This window comes from Spiroplasma endosymbiont of Dilophus febrilis (assembly GCF_964030685.1).
Taxonomy (GTDB): domain Bacteria; phylum Bacillota_I; class Bacilli_A; order Mycoplasmatales; family Nriv7; genus Nriv7.
Window position 1 is genome coordinate 290,987 of the sequence record NZ_OZ034912.1, and the last position, 18,361, is coordinate 309,347.

20 protein-coding genes are annotated in these 18,361 nt (G+C 27.5%); 16 read left to right on the forward strand and 4 right to left on the reverse strand.

Annotation, left to right across the window (positions count from 1 at the left end):
* Nucleotides 1-4 precede the first annotated feature (4 nt).
* The 3 genes from AAHF53_RS01375 to gatB are packed head-to-tail and all read left to right on the forward strand — an operon-like array spanning nt 5 to nt 3,207.
* On the forward strand, nt 5-298 hold the full coding sequence (locus AAHF53_RS01375) for an Asp-tRNA(Asn)/Glu-tRNA(Gln) amidotransferase subunit GatC (protein WP_338967449.1): 294 nt from the start codon (nt 5-7) through the stop codon (nt 296-298).
* Nucleotides 298-1,764, forward strand: a complete 1,467-nt coding sequence (locus tag AAHF53_RS01380; protein WP_342189983.1) for an amidase family protein — start codon at nt 298-300, stop codon at nt 1,762-1,764. The genes AAHF53_RS01375 and AAHF53_RS01380 overlap by 1 nt, the downstream gene beginning before the upstream one ends.
* On the forward strand, nt 1,765-3,207 hold the full coding sequence (gene gatB, locus AAHF53_RS01385) for an Asp-tRNA(Asn)/Glu-tRNA(Gln) amidotransferase subunit GatB (protein WP_375315774.1): 1,443 nt from the start codon (nt 1,765-1,767) through the stop codon (nt 3,205-3,207).
* Between the two features lie 37 nt (nt 3,208-3,244).
* On the opposite strand, the gene AAHF53_RS01390 is transcribed toward gatB, so the two are convergent.
* Nucleotides 3,245-3,934 (reverse strand): TrkA family potassium uptake protein, encoded by a 690-nt coding sequence (locus AAHF53_RS01390; protein WP_338967455.1) that lies wholly within the window; start codon nt 3,932-3,934, stop codon nt 3,245-3,247.
* A gap of 125 nt (nt 3,935-4,059) precedes the next feature.
* Here AAHF53_RS01390 and AAHF53_RS01395 point away from each other — a divergent pair, with 125 nt between their 5' ends.
* The 4 genes from AAHF53_RS01395 (at nt 4,060) to AAHF53_RS01410 (ending at nt 9,140) form a co-directional block, all read left to right on the forward strand.
* Complete coding sequence (locus tag AAHF53_RS01395; RefSeq protein WP_342189985.1) at nt 4,060-5,811, forward strand: TrkH family potassium uptake protein; 1,752 nt, start codon at nt 4,060-4,062, stop codon at nt 5,809-5,811.
* A gap of 11 nt (nt 5,812-5,822) precedes the next feature.
* Complete coding sequence (locus tag AAHF53_RS01400; protein ID WP_338967357.1) at nt 5,823-6,728, forward strand: bifunctional 5,10-methylenetetrahydrofolate dehydrogenase/5,10-methenyltetrahydrofolate cyclohydrolase; 906 nt, start codon at nt 5,823-5,825, stop codon at nt 6,726-6,728.
* 6 nt (nt 6,729-6,734) lie between these two features.
* Complete coding sequence (locus AAHF53_RS01405; RefSeq protein WP_338967356.1) at nt 6,735-7,424, forward strand: hypothetical protein; 690 nt, start codon at nt 6,735-6,737, stop codon at nt 7,422-7,424.
* A 159-nt stretch (nt 7,425-7,583) separates the two neighbouring features.
* Nucleotides 7,584-9,140 (forward strand): hypothetical protein, encoded by a 1,557-nt coding sequence (locus AAHF53_RS01410; RefSeq protein WP_342189986.1) that lies wholly within the window; start codon nt 7,584-7,586, stop codon nt 9,138-9,140.
* Nucleotides 9,141-9,202: 62 nt separating this feature from the next.
* Here the strand turns inward: AAHF53_RS01410 and AAHF53_RS01415 are convergent, their stop codons facing one another.
* Both AAHF53_RS01415 and def read right to left on the reverse strand, forming a co-directional pair.
* Nucleotides 9,203-10,978, reverse strand: coding sequence for a ribonuclease J (locus AAHF53_RS01415; RefSeq protein ID WP_342189987.1), 1,776 nt, complete (start codon nt 10,976-10,978; stop codon nt 9,203-9,205).
* A 160-nt stretch (nt 10,979-11,138) separates the two neighbouring features.
* Complete coding sequence (gene def, locus AAHF53_RS01420; RefSeq protein WP_338967349.1) at nt 11,139-11,717, reverse strand: peptide deformylase; 579 nt, start codon at nt 11,715-11,717, stop codon at nt 11,139-11,141.
* Nucleotides 11,718-11,799: 82 nt separating this feature from the next.
* Here def and rsmD point away from each other — a divergent pair, with 82 nt between their 5' ends.
* The 7 genes from rsmD to AAHF53_RS01455 all read left to right on the forward strand — a co-directional run bounded on the left by rsmD (nt 11,800) and on the right by AAHF53_RS01455 (nt 17,004).
* Entirely contained in the window at nt 11,800-12,369 is a 570-nt protein-coding gene (rsmD, locus tag AAHF53_RS01425) for a 16S rRNA (guanine(966)-N(2))-methyltransferase RsmD (RefSeq protein WP_342189988.1), read from the forward strand.
* 9 nt (nt 12,370-12,378) lie between these two features.
* On the forward strand, nt 12,379-12,960 hold the full coding sequence (gene gmk, locus AAHF53_RS01430) for a guanylate kinase (RefSeq protein ID WP_342189989.1): 582 nt from the start codon (nt 12,379-12,381) through the stop codon (nt 12,958-12,960).
* Between the two features lie 86 nt (nt 12,961-13,046).
* Nucleotides 13,047-13,778, forward strand: a complete 732-nt coding sequence (locus AAHF53_RS01435) for a protein phosphatase 2C domain-containing protein (RefSeq protein WP_342189990.1) — start codon at nt 13,047-13,049, stop codon at nt 13,776-13,778.
* 13 nt (nt 13,779-13,791) lie between these two features.
* Nucleotides 13,792-14,820: a protein kinase domain-containing protein gene (locus AAHF53_RS01440; RefSeq protein ID WP_338967341.1), complete on the forward strand. Its 1,029-nt coding sequence runs from the start codon at nt 13,792-13,794 to the stop codon at nt 14,818-14,820.
* Nucleotides 14,808-15,695 carry a ribosome small subunit-dependent GTPase A gene (gene rsgA / locus AAHF53_RS01445; RefSeq protein WP_342189991.1) on the forward strand — a complete coding sequence of 296 codons (888 nt, stop codon included), beginning with the start codon at nt 14,808-14,810 and terminating at the stop codon, nt 15,693-15,695. Before AAHF53_RS01440 ends, rsgA begins: the two co-directional genes overlap by 13 nt.
* Nucleotides 15,696-15,698: 3 nt before the next feature.
* Complete coding sequence (gene rpe / locus AAHF53_RS01450; RefSeq protein ID WP_338967337.1) at nt 15,699-16,367, forward strand: ribulose-phosphate 3-epimerase; 669 nt, start codon at nt 15,699-15,701, stop codon at nt 16,365-16,367.
* Entirely contained in the window at nt 16,360-17,004 is a 645-nt protein-coding gene (locus tag AAHF53_RS01455) for a thiamine pyrophosphokinase (protein ID WP_342189992.1), read from the forward strand. Before rpe ends, AAHF53_RS01455 begins: the two co-directional genes overlap by 8 nt.
* 29 nt (nt 17,005-17,033) lie before the next feature.
* On the opposite strand, the gene rpmB is transcribed toward AAHF53_RS01455, so the two are convergent.
* Nucleotides 17,034-17,222 (reverse strand): 50S ribosomal protein L28, encoded by a 189-nt coding sequence (gene rpmB, locus AAHF53_RS01460; protein WP_338967333.1) that lies wholly within the window; start codon nt 17,220-17,222, stop codon nt 17,034-17,036.
* Between the two features lie 585 nt (nt 17,223-17,807).
* On the opposite strand from rpmB, the gene AAHF53_RS01465 reads away from it, so the two are divergent.
* Nucleotides 17,808-18,134, forward strand: coding sequence for a hypothetical protein (locus AAHF53_RS01465; RefSeq protein ID WP_342189993.1), 327 nt, complete (start codon nt 17,808-17,810; stop codon nt 18,132-18,134).
* A gap of 2 nt (nt 18,135-18,136) precedes the next feature.
* A complete protein-coding gene (locus AAHF53_RS01470) occupies nt 18,137-18,358 on the forward strand; it encodes a hypothetical protein (protein ID WP_342189804.1) in 222 nt (73 codons plus the stop codon).
* The last annotated feature ends 3 nt before the right edge of the window (nt 18,359-18,361 follow it).

Sequence of the window (18,361 nt, forward strand, 5' to 3'; positions counted from 1 at the left end):
AGTAGTGGAAAATATTACTTCGGAATTATTACGAGAAATTACTAATAATTTAATGCTAGAGTTGGAAGAAGAAGAGTATAAGTTATTAGCAGAAGAGTTTTATATTGTTTTAGAACAAATGAAGTTAGTACAGACAATTGATGTGGAAGGGTATGAACCAATGCATTATCCATTTTTAAATTCGCAACATTTATTACGCGAAGATGATAATGTAATGATTAATGAACAATCCCTTGTTTTGCAAAATGCGTGAGAAGTAAAAGATGATTATATTGTTATTAATAGGGTGGTTGAATAATGATGAAAATGACAATTGAATTATTGCATCAACAATTATTACAGAAGAAAACATCACCAATTAAAATTGTTCGTGATGCGATTGCTAAGGCAAAAAAATATGAACATTATAATGGTGTTGTTAAATTATTAGAAGAAGAAGCGATGGTCATTGCTAAGCATTTGGAATCAATGCCAATTCCTGAAGATAATTATTTATTTGCTATACCTTATGCGGTTAAAGATAATTTAGCAACTAAGAACATTGTAACTAGTGGGGGAACAAAAATTTTGGAAAATTTTGTGCCGACATTTGATAGTAAAGTAGTTAAAGATATTAATGATTATCAAGCTGTTAATATTGCTAAAGCAACACTTGATGAATTAGGAATGGGTGGTACTGGTTTGGATAGTTTTACGGGTTTTGTTTATAATCCGTGAAATAAAAATCATATTACAGGGGGGAGTTCATCAGGAAGTGCGGCGTTGGTTGCTTTGGGTGTTGTTCCGTTTGCCTTGGCAAGCGATACGGGTGATTCAATTAGAAAACCAGCATCGTATACAGGGATTGTTGGTATTAAACCAACTTATGGGCTTATTTCTCGCTATGGGTTATTTCCCTATGCACCGTCTTTAGATACTGTTGGTGTACTTGCTAATACTGTTCGTGATTGTGCAATTGTTATGGATGCGACAGTTAAGTTTGATGCGAATGATTTGACTAGTCAGCAAGCAAAGGAAAAAGATTATTTGCAAAATCTTAGTCTTGATATTAAAAAATATCGTTTGGCGACTATTAAATCGGTTAATGATGGTTTGCGACCGTTAACGGGAGTTTTGTGGTCTTCGGTAATTAGTAAATTAAAAGAGCAAGGTTTACTTATTGAAGATATTGATTTTCCCCTTGATTTATTAAAGGCATTATTACCAGTTTATATGGTTATTTCGTTTGCGGAAGCTACTAGTTCGCAAAGTAATTTAACAGCAATTAATTTTGGGAAACGAATTAGTAAAGATGATGATTCTTATCAAAATATTATGATTAAAAGTCGTAGTGTATTGGGAAAGACAGTTAAAAGAAGATATGTTATTGGGGCATATGCTTTGGCACAAGCAAATCAACAGGAATTATTTTTGCAAGCAAAAAAGGTGCGACGAAAAATTGTTGATCATTTTGAAAAAATTTTTACTGATTATGATGGACTGTTATTGCCAGCAGCTGGTGGTGATGCTCCGACAATTGAGAAAACTATTAATCATAAATTAGAGTTAAGTGATGTTAATAACTTAACAAATGATGCGTTGTTATTAGCTAATTTTTCGGGTGCGCCTTCAATCACAATTCCTATTGGTTTAGTAAATGAATTGCCATTTGGAATGACAATTAATTGTTTACCATTTGCTGATCAAAAGGCGTTAAATGTTGCTTATGGAATTGAAAAAATTATTAACTTTGAAAATTCTTGTCATCATCGAAAGGAAAAATAAATAATGAAATTACAACCTGTTATTGGAATTGAAATTCATATTGAGTTAAAAACAAAAACAAAGATGTTTTCTAATAGTCCGGTGACATTTGCTAGTATTCCTAATAGTCAAGTAAATGAAATTGATTTGGGTTATCCGGGAAGTTTACCTTCTATTAATAAACAAGCAGTAGTATTAGCTATTAGAGCGTGTCAAGCGTTAAATATGAAGATTAATCCAGTATTATCATTTGATCGTAAGAATTATTTTTATCCGGATTTGCCTAAAGGATATCAAATAACCCAACAAAATAATCCGATTGGTAGTAATGGTAAATTAACGATTGCTACTAACAATATGCAACAAGATATTTTGATTACGCGGTTGCATTTAGAAGAAGATACCGCTAAACAAATTCATTTAGATAATATTACTTTGTTAGATTATAATCGGGCGGGAATTGGTTTAATTGAGATTGTTAGTGAACCTGTTATTTATGATGTTGAGACGGCAATTAATTATATTGAAACATTGCGTAAGACATTATTACATTTAGGGGTTAGTAATGCTAAAATGAGTGAAGGTTCATTTCGTTGTGATATTAATATTTCTTTACGACCGATAGAAAGTAAGGATTTTTTTAAACGCGTGGAAGTTAAAAATTTAAATTCTTTAAATAATGTTAAAAGAGCGATTGAATTTGAAATTAAACGACAAACTAATTTAATTAATCAAGGAACACCTTTAAAGAGTAATGAAACACGCAGATTTGATGAAAAAACAAAAACAACAATTTTAATGCGTTCTAAAGAGTCAACGGTTGATTATAAGTATTTTCCCGAACCAAATATAGTTCCGATTAGTTTAGAACAGCATTGAATTGAAGAGATTATTAATACTAGTCCAGAATCGTATCCCCAAAAACAAATTCGTTATGTAGAAACATATGGTTTGCATATTAATGAAGTTAATGTTTTGTTACAAGATATTGAATTAACTAATTTTTTTGAAAAGACAATTGAACATACTAAATATTATCGTTTGGTGTTAAATATGCTTATTGGTGATATTAGTGCTTATTTGAAACAAAAAGATGCTTCTTTATTAGATACTCAGTTAACACCGATTAATTTGGCCCAGATAGTTGATATTTTACAACGAAAGGAAATATCGCAAAGACAAGCCAAGACATTATTATTACATTTGCTAGAAAATAATGTGAGTGTTGAGCAGAGTATTAAGCAACTTAACTTACAACAAATAAATGATGAAAAGATAATTAGGAGTTTAATTAAACCGTTTATTTTGGAAAACTTACAAATATTGAAAGATTATCCTTCTCGTCCTGAGAGAGTGTTAAAGTTTTATATGGGACACTTAATGAAAGTTACTAAGGGACAAGTTAATCCTGAAATAGGACAAAAGATTATTGAAGAAATAATTTCTGAAAATATTAGTAAATAATTAAGTTTACAAAAAAACAGCACAATGTGCTGTTTTTTTAAATATCTTCGGTTTCTTTTGCTCCCGTAATGTATTCGTGAATTTCTTGGATGTATTTGTTTTTAGCAATGAATAGAACTTCGTCGCCGTAGCTAAGAATGGTATCGGCATCGGGCAAGATAATTTTTTTGTTGTGTTTAATGTGAATAATGTTAACTCTTTTGTTGTTAATTAGTTTGATTTCTTCAAGGGGTTTTCCTAAGATAATTTTATTTGTGGCTTCAACTAAACTAATGCTAAATTCACCATCAACATCTTTAATGTCAACTTCTAGACCTCATAGGGCTTTTAGGGCAGTTTGTCTTCCTGAGGAAATATCGGGTTTGACAATTTGATTAATCCCAATTGCTCGTAAAATCTTTTCATGAGGATTATTAATAGCTTTAGCAATGATATTGCTGGTTTCTAATTCTTTTAGGTTAACAGCTACTAGAACTGATGATTGAATATTGCTACCGATAGCAATAATAATGTCATTAATATTTTTAATTCCAATACTTTCTAATGCTTCTAAGTCAGTGGCATCTAATTCGTAGCCGTTAATGTTAGCAAAATTTCCCGTAATTTTTCTGATTTTACTATTATCTTGATCAATAACAATGACATTGTGGTTCATTGATGCTAATGTTTCTGCAACTGCTGTGCCGAAATTACCTAAACCAATTATACAAAATTCTTTTGCTGCCATTATTTAACACCTCTTATATATTTGAAACTATTACCACAAAATTATACTATATTTTATCTTAAAATAATAATCTAAGTATAGTATAATTGGGCAATAAACAAGTAATCGGCATCGCGAGGGTCAGAATGAAAGATATTGATAAATTTTCTAATAATAAAAAATATCTTACTTGATTTAAAAAACTTGGTCAAGTTTTTAAAAATATTTTTATTGGTAATACTGTTAATAAGAAAATTTTGCGAAATTATTTATATGCTGTTTTGGTGGGAACAATTTTATTAATGACGCCTTGAGCTGTTAGTAAGACTTATCAATGAGATTTTTTAACAGCATTGTTTACTGCTTCAAGTGCATTTTCTGATACTGGATTAAGTTTAATATCGCCAGCTAAAGACTTAACTTTTTTTGGTCAAATTGTTTTATTGTTGCTAATTCAAATTGGTGGTATTGGAATTATGACTTTAAAGATTATTTTGTTTATTGTAATTGGAAAAAATATTAGTATTGAAGAAAGAATGCTTTTGCAATCAGAAAGAGGTAATACTAAACTTGGGGGTACTGTCCAGTTAATTAAAAATGCTTTTTATGTTTTAGCAATTGTGGAAATTACTGGTGGCGTGATGTTATTTTTTTATTTTTATTTTACACCGATTGATTATTTAGATTCTTTAAAATCACAATCAATTAATTCAATTATTGAACTATTAGGAAAATCGTTTAACACGCCAGATAAATTTAAAGAAATGTTAATTACTAAGGTTTCTGATTGAGAAAATTTTGTTACTGCGGGCAAGGAATTTCCTAATGAATTAGCACGAATTATTAATGGTGTTACTAATAAATATAATAATAATGTTGTAGGGTTTTTACAAATAATTGATAATGATTATTTGCAACAATTAATTACTAAGAATTTTAATGTTACTTATCGAAATTTTGGTAGTAGTTTTTGATCAGGGATTTTTCATTCGGTTTCAGCAACTAATAATGCTGGTTTTGATATTATTGGTCCTAATTCTTTAAGTCCCTATCGGACACAATATTTTGTTCAAGTAGTTTTTTTAGTTCAACTGATTATTGGTGGTATTGGTTATCCTGTTTTTTATGATTTAAAGCAAAAGTCAGTGGCGCGTTATCGTGGTATTAAAGTTAATTTTTCATTATTTACTAAAATAAGTGTGATATACTATTTTTCAATTTCTTTTATTGGTATTTTAGCAGTAATTTTGGTTGAATATTTTGTGCCAACAAAGCTTAGTAATACTTTTATTAATGGTGGTATTAGAAATGTTACTAATACTAATGCTGAAACTTTAATGGCGATTATTTTTAATACTTTTTCAACAAGAAGTGCTGGATATAGTACGATTGATATTAGTTATTTTAAATCGCCCTCAAAGTTTATTTTTTCGATTTTGATGTGAATTGGAGCGTCACCTAGTTCTACTGGTGGTGGAATTAGGACGACAACGCTAGCATTAGTTATGGTGAGTATTATTGCTAGTGCGACACGAAAAAATAATATTAATATGTTTAAAGCTAAAGTTCCTAATGAGACAGCAAAACGCGCAACAGCAGTTTTTATTATGGCAATTTTAATTGTCTTTTTGGCGTCTTTAATTATTATTAGCGAAAATGTGCAGGTGCCGATTGTTGAGGCTTTGTTTATATCTTCATCGGCATTTGGAACGGCAGGTTTAACAATGATTCCTGATTTTGGCCTAAGTTTTTCTGATTATGGTGTTATCAGTAAATTATTTTTAATTAGTTTAATGTTTATTGGTCAATTAGGAGTATCAAATACTTTATTATTAGCAGCAAGAAAAAATGAAATTGAACGATTTGCATATTTAGAACAAGATGTGCCTATTGGTTAGGAGAAAATATAATGGCAGTTATAATGGATGGAAAAGCGATTGCTAATGAGATTCAAAATAATTTGAAAAACAATATTAGTAATTATTTAGAAAAAAATTTACGAAAACCGCATTTAGTAGTATTTTTGGTGGGAACAGAAGAAGCATCAAAAGTATATGTTAATCACAAAATAAAAGTTTGTGAAAAGTTAGAAATTCAAGTTAGTTTAAAAACTTTTAATGAAAATGTTAGTGAGCAGGATTTATTAACCGTAATTAATAAAGTAAATAATGATGATACGGTTGATGCGATTTTGGTGCAGTTACCATTACCTAAACATCTTAATAAAAATCGGATTTTAGATCATATTAATGCTCGTAAAGATGCTGATGGTTTACATTATATTAATGCAGGTAAGTTATTTCAAGGGTTAAAAACGATTGCTCCTTGTACCCCATTAGGAGTAATTAAACTGTTAGAAGCATATAATATTGATGTTTTTAAAAAAACGGTTACAATGGTGGGGACAAGTAATCTTGTTGGTAAACCTTTGGCTATTATGTTGCATCATTTAGGGGCAACAGTTACATTATGTAATGAAAATACTGTTGATTTAAAAAAGCATACGATTGGTAGTGATATTGTTATTAGTGCTGTTGGTGTTGCTAATTTAATTGATGAAACAATGGTTAAAGCTAATGCGATTGTAGTTGATGTGGCTATTGTTCGTGATTTGGAAACAAATCGGATTTGTGGTGATATTAAGTTTGATACGGTTAAAGAAAAAGTTAGTTATATTACTCCAGTTCCTGGTGGTATTGGGCCAATGACAATTGCAATGTTAGTAACTAATGTTTATGACTTGTATGTTATTAATATGAATAAGAAAAATTTGAATGTTGTTAATATGAATAATAAAAGTTTAATTGTGGAGTAGTAATTTATGTGAAATCATTTAGAAATTGTTAATCAAGCTTTATTTATTCTTATTAGTTTTTTATTAGGGATTATTTTTGTTGCTTATATGATTTTATCTTTATTGTGATTGATATTTTCTTTTATTAAAAAAGGTAATAGTAAAAATCGTGATGGTGGTGAATATTTAGAAGCTATTTTTCGTCAAGAAAAATATCATTTTAAAATTAAAATAACTAAAGTAACGATGCGTTATTTTAATGTTAAATATTATAAACAAGAAGTTAATATTAAAACTAGTGATTATTATAACGATAGTATTTTTCATATTTATAATTGTTTAACTTATGTTGCAAAAATAAAATGAAAACAAAATGGTAAAAGGTATGTATTTTTTATTCATCTAGCAAATTTTATGTTTATTTTTGCATTATTATGCTATTTTGGAATGATAATTTTATTTTTGCAGTTTTATTCACAAGATTTAATTAGTATTACAAATCTTAATTTAATTAGTAGTACGATTGGATATACTAGTTTAGTGGTGCTAATTTTAGGATGAACTTTATGAGTTTATTTTTATGAGTTAATGCGAAAAGATATTTTACTGTTAGCAGAAGATTATTTAAATGAGCAAGAATATGAACGCATTAGAAAAATTACTCTTATAAAAACTATAATTGTGGGTAGTGATTCATTGTTTATATTTACATTTTAAAGAAAGTCCCTTCTTAAAAAAAGAAGGGATTTTTTTAAGAAGGAATTAATTTCTAATATGATAAATATTGAAATAAAATGAAAATAAAATATAATTAAGAATATAATATATAGAATTAGAGAATATTATAAATTAATAAAAGAGTAGAAAGGTGGTAAGATGAGAAATATCTTAAAAAATTTGATTACAATGTTGTTAACTGCTATTCCTGTTTTAAGTGTAGTTGCTTGCAGTAAAAATAATGATGATATATCTGAAAGTTCTGAAGAAAATGCTATAGTAAATCCCCTTGTTCAGGCCAAAAATTTAATTGATAAAGAAGTAATGAATAAACATCAAGAAAAAATTTATACTGCTAATAGTTTAGGGTTAAATGATTCCCAAATTAAAAGTACTATGAATCCATTAGTTAATAAAGCACAAGTTGAAAATTTCGCTGTGTATTTAGAAAATAATGAGCAAATTAGTGAACAGATTTTGCGAATATTGCAAAATGATTTAATTAGTTCTATTAACAGGAAACTTAAAGAAAAAATGATTTATTTTGCAAATATAAACACTCCGACAAGTTTTAGTAAAGATAAGTCTAGATTTATAGTAACAAAAGTATCTTTTGACCAAATGATTAGAGTTCTTGGCGATTTAAAAAATAAGAAATCAAATAGTTTAAATAGTCAATCTGAAGATAATAATAAGCATTATGTTTATAAACTACAATTATCAATTGAACTTGATTTGGCTTTAAAGCAAGGTCAAGCCACACATAATATTTATCTTGATATTTATTTAACACAGGATGAAAAAGCTTTTACGAATAGGATTACTGAGTTAACGGCGTTAGTACAAAAACATATTAAAGAGAATGTTACCTTTGATTTAGAAAAAATAAATTTTCAAGCTTTAAGTGAAACAAATATAAAAAAGCAAATCTTAAACCAAATTAATAGTAATAATGAAGAAAAATTAAGTATTTCTAATACGGGTTTAAAAAGAAATCTATTAATAAATTCTTTAAATTCAACAACAAGTTCTAAGGAATATTTGGAATTTTTGAAAATTTCTAATGGTGTAGAAATGAATACTAAAATAAGTGATTTTATTACTAAAGATAGAGAATTTCAGAAACATAATTCTGATTTTGTTAGCGCACTGGATAATAGAGAAATTTTATTGGGAAGTTTTGATTTTACTTTTTGAAATGCTACTTATTTTGAATTACCATTGCAGAGAATTGAATTAAAAGATAATAAGATTAAAGTTTCTAAAGCATCATTTGAGACACAATTATTGAATATTAGTGAAGTTTTGGTGTATTATTTTTCAAAAGTTTTTTCTGAAAAGAATAAATTTCGAGGTTCTCATAACGATTCTGTATATCTGATAGTTCCTCCATCTGTATGAAAAAAATATGTGAACTTAACTAATGGTGGTGAAGACAATAAGGTTTTTAATACAAGTAAAAAAATGCATAAGATTTTTCAAGATACAATTGAAGAGTATAATAAAAAATTATTGCTAGAAAGTCGCTTTTCAAGTTCTGTCTTTAAGCCTTTGACTGATGAAACTAAAATATTGGTTCAATGGAATCCAAAGAAAACACAGGGTGCTTATCGAGGACATTCGGGGTTAAGTAATGCTTCTGCTCAATTAGAAGTTGGTTTTTTTACTTTAAATATTATCAAAGATGGTATTTTTTGATATGGTTTAGAGAGTTAATGTAGAGACAATAATAATATAATATAAAAAAATTTACTTAAGTAAACCTTAAGTAAATTTTTTTATTTTTTGTTTAAAATTACAGGAATTATTAAAGGATTTCTTCGTTTTATTTTTGAAATATAAGGACTTAGGGTTTCTTTAATTTCTTTTTTGATTGCTCCAAAAGTAGGATGGTTACTAGCTAATACCTTTTTAATTGCCTTTGTTACAATGTTAATTGATTCTGCAATAAGAGCACTGGAATCTTTAACATAAAATGAGCCACGAGAGATAATTGTTGGATTACATAGTAATTCATTAGTCTGACTATTAATGGAAACAACAACAGCAATTAAACCATCATTAGCAAGAATTTGGCGATCACGAGTTATTCTTGTTGTTAAACCAGAAGTATCTTTACCGTCAACATAAATTGCACTAGTTTCAATTCTTTTTCCAAGAATAGCTTTACCTTTGTAAAGATTAATTTGGTCACCATTGGCACAAATAAAGATATTTTCTTTAGCAACGCCAACGCTTTCTGCAGTTTGTCCGTGTGCTTTTAACATGCGATAATCACCGTGCATTGGCATAAAGTATGTTGGTTTAATTAAGGTTAGCATTAGTTTTTGTTCTTCTTGTGAAGCGTGTCCTGATGTATGTAAAGAATTAAATGAGGAGTTTTCTAAGACATTAGCCCCTAACCGTGATAAGCGGTTAACAACCATTTCAACACTAGCTTGATTTCCGGGGATAGGACTAGAAGAAAAGATAACGGTATCACCAGGAATAATAGAAATTGCTTTATGAGTTCCAGTTGAAATCCGTGAAAGTGCTGCCATTGGTTCTCCTTGGGAACCCGTACAAATAATTAAAATTTCATCTTTATGATATTGATCAGTTTCGTGAGGTTTAATAAATTGTTTGTCAGAAATCTTTAAATGTCCCATTTCACGAATAATTTTAATAATTCGTTCTAAACTGCGACCAAAAATTAAAATTTTGCGATTATATTTTTGTGCTACTTCAATAATTTGTTGAATGCGGTGGACATTAGAAGCAAAAGTAGAAATTAAGATTCGTCCTTTAGCTTTTAAAAAGTAATCACTAATATTTTTAATAATTTTTGTTTCGGTCATTGTATAACCTTCAATTTCAGAATTAGTTGAGTCTGATAAAAATAAGGTAACACCCGTTTGCCCCATTTTTGCCATTTCTTCTAAATCTGCTTTATGACCTAATGGTGTTCAATCAAATTTATAATCACCAGTGGTAACGACTTTACCATTAGGAGTATTAATAGCAATGCCAAAAGCATCAGGAATTGAATGATTAACAGCAAAATATTTCAGTTGAAAGTTTTTTAGCAGACCTTTCATTTTATTTTGATCTTCATTGCTACCATCAATTTCAATAATTTTGGTTTTTTGACCAATATTAAACTCTTTTAATCGTTCACGAATTAAGGCAGCAGCTAGTCTTGGTGCATAAATAAAAGGAATATCAATTTCTTTTAAAAGATAAGGAATACCACCAATATGGTCCTCATGACCGTGAGTAATAAATATTGCTTTTACTTTTTTAGCATTTTCTTTTAAATATGTATAGTCAGGAATAATAGCATCAATTCCTAATAATATTCCTTCGGGAAATTTAACACCAGCGTCAATAATGATGATTTCATCATCATGTTCAATACAATAAGTATTTTTACCAACTTCTTCTAAGCCACCAAGGGCAAATACTTTAGTATTTCTAATATCATCAATAATAATTTCATTATTTTTGTTAGATGTTTGATTTTCATTGAAGATTTCAATTTTGTTATTTAGTTTCTTTTTTTGATTTGTTGTCATGAATTTTTACACCTCACTCATTATTAAATAAAAGGTTTACTTAAAATCTTAAAAAATCATTTTTGCAAAATTTTTTTGTAAACATTTTATTTTTTGTTGCCTTTAAGATTTAGGCAATTTTAGTTTATTTATTTCTCAGTTGAAATATTTAGTACTTCGCTTATAAGTATAACCAATTGTCATTCTTTTTTCAAGGTTCATTTTTATCAATTAGGTCATAGTATAAAATACCTTCTAAATGTTTTTGTTCGTGTTGAAAAACAATTGCTTCATAGCCACGAGCAGTAATCGTAACATTTTTTTTCTTTAAATAATCATAACCAGTAACAATAACTTTAAAATAACGCGGAACAAACCCTTCATGATGATTATCAACGCTTAAACAACCTTCGCCACTTTTTAAAGCAATAATTTGTTCACTATGAGCTGTAATTTTAGAATTAATTAAGGCATGTTGAATGATAGTTTTTTGATTATTTTTATCAATTTGTTCAATATGAATGTAATACATTTGCTTATTACAACCAATTTGCGGGGCTGCTAATCCCACAGCAGGAATTAGTTTTAGTGATGCGTTTAATGTTTCATTTTGGGAAGTAATAACAAAATCAATTAGTTTTTGCATTATTAATTCATCATTTTTTGATATTGGAAATAATACAGGTTGACATTTTTCGCGTAATTTAATGTTATTATCTTTAACTAATCATTCATTGCTAGGATTGTTGTCTTGGTACATAATTTACTCCTTATTTTGCTTATTTTTATAGATTATAGCATAAGTTTTTAGTATAATTAGTATATTATTTATAGGTGAGAAAATGAAAATTATTGCAGGAAAATATTATAAAAAAAATCTTATTAGTCAACAAAGTACAACAACAAGACCAATTTTAAGTAGAGTTAGAGAGAATCTTTTTAATGTTTTAAATAATTATTTTTATTATGAAAATAAAGTGGCATTAGATCTTTTTGCTGGTAGTGGCAGTATTGGTCTTGAAGCATTATCAAGAAACATTAGTTATTGTTATTTTAATGATTATGATTCGCAAGCATTAGAATATTTAAAAAAAAATATTGTTAATTTAAAAGTTGCCGATCATAATTATATGATTACTAACTTATCATATTTGTTATGTTTAAAGTTTTTAGTTAATAATAATATTAAAATTGATTTAGTTTTTATTAATCCACCGTATAAAGAAATTAGTTATTATTATGAAACAATAGAATATTTATTGGCACAAAATATTGTTAATAACTATGGTATTATTATCCTTGAATCTAATATTGCATTAGATATTAATTATGAGCATTTAGAATTATTAACAATGAAGAAATATGGTAAAATATTCTTATATTTTTATCGCTACACTATGGAACGGAAGTAATATCTTAAAATGAATAAAAAAATGGGATTATTAATTATTCTTTCTGGACCTAGTGGGGTTGGTAAAGGAACAATTAGAGAAGAATTATTTAAAGACCAAAATTTAAATTTAGTTTATTCTATTTCAATGACAACAAGAAAACCAAGAAGTAATGAATTAAATGAAAAGGATTATTTTTTTGTTAATGAAAATTTTTTTCAAGAGAAAATTGCTAATAATGAGTTATTAGAATATGCTAAATTTGTTGATAATTATTATGGGACACCAGAAAAATATGTTGATAAATTATTATCACAAGGTAAAAATGTTGTTTTGGAAATTGAGGTTCAAGGAGCGTTACAAGTATTAGCAAAAAGACCAGATGCGATATCATTTTTTATTTTACCCCCTAGTTTTGAAGAATTAACTAGAAGAATTATTGCGCGTCGAAGTGAGTCGGAAGATATTGTTCAGAAACGATTATTAAAAGCTAAAAGGGAAATGAATATTACTAATAAATATAAATATGTTATTGTTAATGATAATTTACAACAAACTGTTTCAGAAATTAGAACTATTATTATGAATGAAATTAATGCTAATAAAAATTAAAAATCTAAGGAAAAATCCTTCCTTAGATTTTTTCTTACTAATTTACGATATAATTATCTTATTAGGAAAATAAAGGATGACTTGATATGAAAGTTAGTTTCCATTTTAATAGTGATATTGGTCAGTTTCGTGCTAATAATCAAGATGCAGTTCAATTTGTAAAAAATGAATATGGGCAATATTTTGGTGTTGTTTGTGATGGTTTAGGAGGACATAATGGTGGTGAAACTGCTAGTTGAATGGCTGTTAATTTATATGTTAGCTTATTTGTTAAAACTGACTTTAGTAATTTTGGTGATTATGAAATTAATAACTGACTTCGGCAGGCGACAATATTTGTGCAAGAATCAATGGTTAATTATGTTAAGGAATATCCGCAGTTAACTGATATGGGAACTACTGTTTCTTTAATATTAATAACTAATAACAAAGCTTATTTATTAAATATTGGTGATTCGCGAATTTATGAGTTTTATCAACAAAATTTTCAGCAATTAACAACTGATCATAATGTTCTTAATATGTTACATAATAATAAAACTAATGCTAATATTGAAAAAACATTGTGAAAGGCATTAACTAGTGCTTTAGGACCAAATAAAAAATTGCAAATTGATACTTTCTTAGTTAGCAATATTAAAGGTATAACTTTTATGTTAACTACTGATGGATTGCATGATTATTTAGAAAATTATGAAATGATTGATATTTTACAGAGTAATAATAAGTTGTCACAAAAAGCTAAGAGTCTAGTTGATTTGGCATTAGATAATGTTTCAACTGATAATTTAACAATTCTCATTGTTGAGATTAAGTAAGGAGTTATGACGGATGCAAATAGAAAATGGTATTATTTTACAACAACGATATCAAATAATTAATAAAATTGCTAGTGGCGGGATGGCAGATGTTTATCGGGCTAATGATAGTTTTTTAAATCGGATTGTAGCGATTAAGATTTTAAATCAACAAGCAGCTAATAATTCACAAGTTTTAAAGAAATTTTATAAAGAAGTGGAAGCAACAACGAGAATTCGTCATGATAATGTTGTGGAAGTTTATGATGTTTTTGAGCAAGATAACCGCTGATGTATTGTTTTAGAATTAGTTGAAGGTTATACATTAAAAGATCGATTATTACGAACTGGACCATTATCAATTAAAGAATGTTTACAGATTTTTCAAAGCATTTTAGATGGTGTCACTGTTGCCCATCAAGGAAATATTGTTCATCGTGATTTAAAACCAGAAAATATTTTAATATCTTTTGATGGTAAGATTAAAGTATCTGATTTTGGAATTGCAATTATTACTGATGATGATAAGACAACAACAAGTAAAATTGTAGGAACAGCAAAATATATATCGCCAGAAACTGTCCAGTCATTACAAATTGATCATCGTAGTGATATTTACTCATTAGGAATTGTGTTATTTGAATTGTTAACTGGTTCTTGTCCTTTTAATGGTCAAAATCCAACATTAGTAGCGGTAAAGCAAGTTAGAGAACCGTTGCCAAGTGCAAGAGGGATTAATCCAAATATTTCACAAGCATTGGAAAACATTATTATTAAATCAACGGCTAAAAATTGTGAGGAAAGATATCAAAGTATTAAGGCGTTAAGTCAAGATATTAAAGCATTACAAGCTATTAGTAATGCTAAAATAAAACCTTTAAAATTGAAAAATTGCATTGTTTTAACACGCGATAACCGAAAGCAAAAGATATTTATTAAAAATCGTGAGCAATTAATGTCATATTTTTTAACTCCTAAGTTTCTAATGATGATTGCTATTATTACTAGTTTTATTTTTCTTGTTTTCTTATTATTGGTATTTTATAGTATATGATTGGTTTAGTCATTCGTGTTATTAGTGAGTTTTGTAATGTTATTATCAATAATGAAATTTATCATTGTCAAACAAGAGGAGCTTTAAGATTATCTAATCAAAGAATTCTTGTTGGTGATGTTGTAACTATTGAAGTTATTAATGAACAAGAAAAGCAAGCAACAATTATTGAAATTCACCCCCGAAAAAATCAATTAATGCGACCAGCAGTAAGCAACATTGATCAAGTTATTATTGTTAGTGCTTTAAAACAACCTAATTTTAGTAGTTTTTTACTTAATAAGTACTTAATATGAGTTGAAGCTCACAGTTTGGCAGTAGTTTTAGTTTTTACTAAAGCCGACTTGTTATTGTCTGGTGATAAGGTTTATGATTATATTTCTAGTTATAAAAAATTAGGTTATGAATGTTTAACTTTATCGATTAGTCAGTCAAGTAATCAATGAGAAAAGTTAAAGGAAGTTACAACTGATAAGATTTCAATTTTAAGTGGTCAAACTGGGGCTGGGAAGTCTTCAATTTTAAATATGTTAGATCCACAACTTAAAATTAGAACGCAAGAAATATCTAAGGCTTTAAATCGTGGTAAACATACGACAACACATAATGAATTAATAATTATGGCAAATAATATTAGAATTACTGATTCACCAGGATTTTCATCATTTTCGTTGAATGATATATCATTATCAGAAATAGCGAGTTCATTCCGGTTCTTTAAAAAATTTCTTGTTAATTGTCATTATCGGCAATGCCGACATTGAAAAGAACCAAAATGTGGTGTTAAACAAGCATTAATTAATAAAGATATTCCTCAATTTATTTATGATGATTATATTAAAGTTTTAGAACAAAAACAATTACAAGAAAAAGGAAGGTACTAAATAATGAAAAAACTTATTATTGCTGCTAGTATTTTAGATGCTAATTATTTGTGTTTAAAAAAGCAATTACAACAGTTGCAAGAAGCAAATATTGATTGAATCCATTATGATGTTATGGATGGTAATTTTGTTAATAATTTAAGTTTTGGAGCTAAAATATTACAAGATATTACTAAATATTTTGATATTTTTATTGATTGTCATTTGATGGTAAAAGTTAATTGTAATATGGCAAGATATTTAATGCCATATATTGAAGCTAAAGCTAGTAGTATTACGATGCATTATGAAGCATTAACACCAGAGCAAATAAAAGAATTCATTAGTTTTTGTCAAGATAATAAAATTAAAAAGGCTTTAGCTTTAAATCCAACAACACCAATTGAAGTATTAGAACCATATTTAGAACAATTAGATGCCGTTCTTTTAATGAGTGTGGTTCCTGGTAAGGGCGGACAAAAATTTATAATGGCATCGTTAGATAAGATTAAAAATTTAAAAACCAAAATTGTTATTAATAACTATCATTGTTTAATTCAAGTTGATGGTGGTATTAATAATGATATTGCTAAATTATGTCAAAAGCAAGGGGCTGATGTTGTTGTTGTTGGTAGTTATTTAATGCAACATTTACATATGAAACAGGCAGTTAAGGAATTAAAAAATGATTAAGCAAAATTGTTTTGTTATTGTTTGTCAAAATATTAATATTGATTTATCAAAGTGAAAAGATTGTCAATTTATTGCTGTTGAACAAGGAGCCATAAAGCTAATTAATGAAAATTATCCGATTGTTTTAGCTTGTGCTGATTTTGACCACACTAGTAAGGAACAGTTAGAAATAATAAAAAAGCATGTTAAAAATATTGAAATATTACCACAAGATAAAGATATTTTAGATAGCGAATATGCTATTAAAAAAGCGATTGCAATGCAGGCTACTAGTATTAAACTAATAGTTAGTGGGCATCGTTGAGGAATGATTTATGGTTTTATTAACTTATTAATTAAGTATCATGATTATAATTTAGAAATATATAATGAAACGAATATTTTAAAATTTATTAATACCCCCACATTTTTTTTAAAAACTGAATATCTTGAATATCGTTATTTTGATTTTTTACCGTTGATGGATACTAAATTAAATTTAAAAGGTTTTAAATATCCTTTAAATGAAAATTATGAATTAAAACCATATGATAATTATTTTATTAGTAATGAATTAGAAGCTCTTAGAGGGGAAATTAATATTAAACAAGGTTGTGGTATTTTAACAATTAGTAAAGAATATGAAAAAAATGACTAATATTATTTAGTCATTTTTTTTATGTAGTATTAAATTCCTTTGCGTTTTAATGTTCTTAAAGCACGAGTTGACATTTTAACTTTTTTTACTTGGCCATCAATTTCCACTTTTACAGTTTGTAAATTAACATTTCATTTTCTTCTTGATGCATTCATGGCATGAGAACGCTTATTACCAGACAGAACACTTTTACCAGTTATTTCACATTTTCTTGACATTTTAGTTCTCCTTTATAAAATCAATATCACAACAATAATAATATCATACTTATTGAGCTTTTCAACAATTAAAGGGACGCATAAAGTTTTGTTAGGTAGATAAATATTTGAATAAGTATTAAGGCAGTCAGCAATGATTGTCTTTTTATTTTATAAGATGTTAAAAATTCGTTCTTTGAAAATTAAATACAAGTGAGTTAATAATGTTGGTATGTATTAAAGCACGATAAATTGTGGGTGGTCGCCATAACCAAAAGAAGTTTACCAGTTAATAGATAACATCCTATTAGCTATAGCAATTTGTTTCGTTTTGCAATAAAAAAATGAATGGGTGGATTTCCTAAAAATATACACGCTATTAAATTAGTTCCAAGGGTAGGATGCGGATGTTAAAGTGTAGAAATTTCTATATAGGGGTATGCTAAGTTTAAAATTATTAAAATATTTTTTTATCTAATTAAAAAAACAAAATTCACTAACAAAGCCTGTTAAACACTTAAATCTGCGATATATAAGTGTTTAAAAAACTAAGTTATATTAACTAAGTTAATTAACTTAGTTTATCTATAAGAAAGGTAATTTATTATGAAAAACATTGAAAACATTTCCTTAAATACTAAGAAATATCTTTTAAAAGAAACACAAAACGCAATGCTTATTAAAGCACCAGAAATTCCGTGATTTAATAAACAAATCGGTATTTGGTTTCCAAAGCGATTTGTTTATAAAGGAAAATATGAAAATTCGATTTGTGTCGGAATAATAAAAGATAGTAAATATCAAATAATTTCAATTAATCAAAAAGAAAATGAAACCAAATTAATTAAGGGACAAGAATTATTAAGCTTCTTCATTGCGGAAAAAGAAAACAACAAAAAAGATATAAATTATAACTATTTTAAAGGAGTTTAAAAATGAATATCACGATTGAATTAATATTTATTATTATCAGCATCATGCTATTGGCATATTTTGCTTATAAAATTTATGCCAAAATAAAAATGCGAATTAAATATAAAAATGCCATTAAAAATAATACTGGTAATTTCACGAAAGACGAAAAAGTATTTATTGCTCGCTTTGAGGAATGAGTTAAAGCTCCTAATTCAAAAGAAAATAACGCGGATAAAAAATAATGT